A 3251-nucleotide genomic window follows, 5' to 3' on the forward strand; every position below is an offset into this window, starting at 1 on the left:
AAGGGGAAATAACGTGTCAAAATAACCTTGATTAAATTTACAAAGTTTTTTATTGGCTTATGAGCTATTACAGGAGCATATTTGACGTGCTTTCGTCAAGCATAATTTATCTGTTTTATTCAGTAAGTGCGTAATTGCCCTGATTAGTGTTGACAGGCAAAAATAATGGTATATACTATTGACATATATCAACAAGAATATTATTAGATTTATGGGGGGTGTTTTATGGCGATGGCAAATGCAACGGCAAAGGTGTTTATGAGTGGCAGCTCTCAGGCAATCCGTCTGCCGAAAAAGTTCCGTGTTGACACCAACGAAGTCTATATATCAAAGGAAGATGGGCGACTGATTATCTCACCCAAACCTGCTATGTCATGGCGGGAGTTTTTTGCAACGTTTGAACCCTGCCCTGATTTTGAGCTAGAACGCGACAACTCCCTACCACAAGAGCGGGAGTTATTCTAATGAAATATATGCTGGATTGGGTAAATAATAGTTAGGTTAAGGCTATCAACCCACCTGTTCCACGTTGGTTTTGTTATGGTTAAAATACTCTAGCAACTCAGGCGTGGACATCCCACTTGTTTCTGCGAGCACTTGGGCTTGCACCTCATTCTTTACCTGAATGCAATCAAATTGTTTAGTGTTATTAGTCGTTTTCATAGCTATTTTTGAGTCGCTCAAACAATGCTTGCGTTTCCAGCTTAAATTCGTCATCAAAGTAGCCACCAACAACCGAAGTGTCTATATATATTCTATGTATCATGCTCTATATTATAGCAAACATCTTATAAAAAAACAAGGTAAAACCTGCTTTTTTATCCTCCCTTACCCGTTCCATAAGTTCCATTAAAACAAAGCCCCCTCACGGAGGCTAATGCTAGCTTTATCGGCTGGACAGGAAATGCGGGAGTTATTCTAATGGAGTATATGCTGGACTGGGTAAATAATAAATAGTTAGGTTAAGGCTGAAGTAGCGAGCAGTTCTCTGGTATAGCTATCTTGTGGATTATTTAACACGTATTCAACTTTTCCCTGTTCTACTATGCACCCTTTGTGCATGACAGCGACCTCGTCGCACAGCCATGACACTACAGCTAGTTCGTGAGATATGAGCACGAACGTAACATTTAACTCCGTCTTCAGCCGTTTAATCAGGTTTAATATCTGTGCTTGAACTGATACATCTAGGCTTGAGACTGGTTCGTCAGCAATTATCAACTTAGGGTGCAGGGCAAGTGCCCGTGCAATGGAAACGCGTTGTTTTTCTCCGCCAGACATTTGCGATGGGTAGCGGGACAGGTATGAGCTGTCAAGCCCTATAATGTCCATAAGGTGTGTCGCTTCCGTTCTGTTTATATGTAAATCTTTAAGCATTGAATATACGGTTAAACGTGGATTAAGGCTGGTGTCGGGGTGCTGAAATACCATCTGAATGTTTTTGTTCAAACTATATTGTTCGCCGTTATAACGCATTACTCCGCTATCAGGCTTTATTATCCCTACCATAATGTGTGCAAGCGTGGTTTTTCCAGAACCTGATTGCCCCACTATACCCAATGTCACGCCCTCTTTAACATCTAAAGAGACATCGTTAACCGCCATAAACTCCAAGCCAGTATCCCTGCTAAATAGAGTGTTATATGTGCGGTAACGTTTAGTTATATTATGAATAGATAATAGCATTTGGCAGCTTACTCATCATTTTATTCATCCGCTATCTCCTTGAATTAAATTATAATATATGGTAATTAAACTGTCTATATTAAATGAGGTGTTATTTATGAGTGCTGTTATAATCCCAGCTAGGTATGCATCAACACGTTTTCCAGCGAAAATAGTTGCTAGAATAGAGGGTATTCCGATGATAGCACGCGTAGCAGAGCAGTGCAAACAATCGCGAGCAGATGTGGTATGCATAGCAACCGATAATAACGAGGTAATCAAAGCAACCGCACATTTAGCCATCCGCAGTGTTATGACCCCGTCAGACATCGCGACTGGCACAGACAGGATAGCCTACGCCGCAAAGGATATAAACGAGGATATAATTATCAACGTACAAGGGGATGAGCCATTTATCCCGCCTGCCTTAATAAACGAGCTGATAGAAACGCTTGAAACCAACCCTAGACTAAATATGGCTACCGCATGCGTTCCGTTTGAAAATGACGCTGACGCTAACAACCCCGCCCACGTAAAGGTTGTGCTAGACGCTAACGATTATGCACTATATTTTTCAAGGTTGCCACTACCTGCCGATAGAGACGGCAACGTTCACCCTATTCGCTATCGGCATATCGGTATATACGGCTACCGCAGAGACTTTTTATTAAAATATGCCCACCTGCCCGCTACCCCACTTGAAAGTGCTGAACGGCTGGAACAGTTGCGGGCGTTAGAGAACGGGGAGAGAATCAAGGTTATAAAAACCCACTACTCTCCTATTTCAGTTGATACGCCCGAAGACTTTGCGACGGCTGAAAGCTACGCTAGACAGCTTGCTACTGTGCAGTAAAGCCCTTATAGAGCATTTGACAGGCGACAACGAATAAAAATACCATAAACGCCTTATTGATAGTCTCATTGCTAGTTTTACCAACTAGGCGGATAGATATGGCAGAGCCGATAAGTATTGCAGGCAACATTATCGCCATTATATCAGGTCTGGTATAGCCACTTAAAAAGTATATTATAGCTCCGCCCGCAGCGGTGAAACCCATAGTAACCGTGCTAGTACAGGTAGAGGCTTTCATAGGCATAGCTGATAATATGTTCATAGCGGGCACTATTATAACTCCGCCACCAACGCCTACCATACCAGACTGAACTCCCGCAATGCTTGATATTCCTAGTATTACAGGAATATTATATAGACTATATTTAACAATGCTGTTAGTTGCAGGGTCGTAATACTCTGCGGGCATTATTCCTGCCCCGTCAGGCATAATGCTTCTTTGTAGTCGTTTCTTTAAGAGCATAAATATCAATGTGATTATCTGGGAGGAACCCAGCACTAGATATATTACCCTGCCCGATACGTTTACGCTAATCGTGCCACCTAGCATAGAGCCTGTGATGCTGAATAAGGCAATCAAAAGCCCCAAACGCAGATTAGCAAAGCCACTGGCAATATATTTGCTAGATGTGATAATACTATTAGCGACAACTATTGCAAGAGAGGTAGCTACAGCTTCGTGTATAGGAAGCTCAAAGACTATATTCAGTAATGGCACTATAATAATGCCTCC

Annotated in this window: 5 protein-coding genes; 2 read left to right on the plus strand and 3 right to left on the minus strand. The window is 42.1% G+C overall.

The window, feature by feature from the left end:
- Window positions 1–225: 225 nt before the first annotated feature.
- Window positions 226–465, plus strand: a complete 240-nt coding sequence (locus AC1MDJ_RS07215) for an antitoxin (RefSeq protein WP_479690252.1) — start codon at window positions 226–228, stop codon at window positions 463–465.
- 45 nt (window positions 466–510) lie between these two features.
- On the opposite strand, the gene AC1MDJ_RS07220 is transcribed toward AC1MDJ_RS07215, so the two are convergent.
- Both AC1MDJ_RS07220 and AC1MDJ_RS07225 read right to left on the minus strand, forming a co-directional pair.
- The gene (locus AC1MDJ_RS07220; RefSeq protein WP_479690253.1) at window positions 511–663 is read right to left on the minus strand and encodes a hypothetical protein; all 153 of its coding nucleotides are present in this window, start codon (window positions 661–663) and stop codon (window positions 511–513) included.
- 294 nt (window positions 664–957) lie between these two features.
- On the minus strand, window positions 958–1686 hold the full coding sequence (locus AC1MDJ_RS07225) for an ABC transporter ATP-binding protein (protein WP_479690254.1): 729 nt from the start codon (window positions 1684–1686) through the stop codon (window positions 958–960).
- Window positions 1687–1783: 97 nt separating this feature from the next.
- Here AC1MDJ_RS07225 and kdsB point away from each other — a divergent pair, with 97 nt between their 5' ends.
- A complete protein-coding gene (gene kdsB, locus AC1MDJ_RS07230) occupies window positions 1784–2518 on the plus strand; it encodes a 3-deoxy-manno-octulosonate cytidylyltransferase (protein WP_479690255.1) in 735 nt (244 codons plus the stop codon).
- Here kdsB and AC1MDJ_RS07235 read toward each other — a convergent pair.
- Window positions 2505–3251 (minus strand): sulfite exporter TauE/SafE family protein (locus tag AC1MDJ_RS07235; protein WP_479690256.1); only part of this gene is annotated, 747 nt, incomplete at its 5' end. The two genes, kdsB and AC1MDJ_RS07235, sit on opposite strands and share 14 nt — an antisense overlap.

Source organism: Candidatus Termitispirillum reticulitermitis (assembly GCF_054655775.1).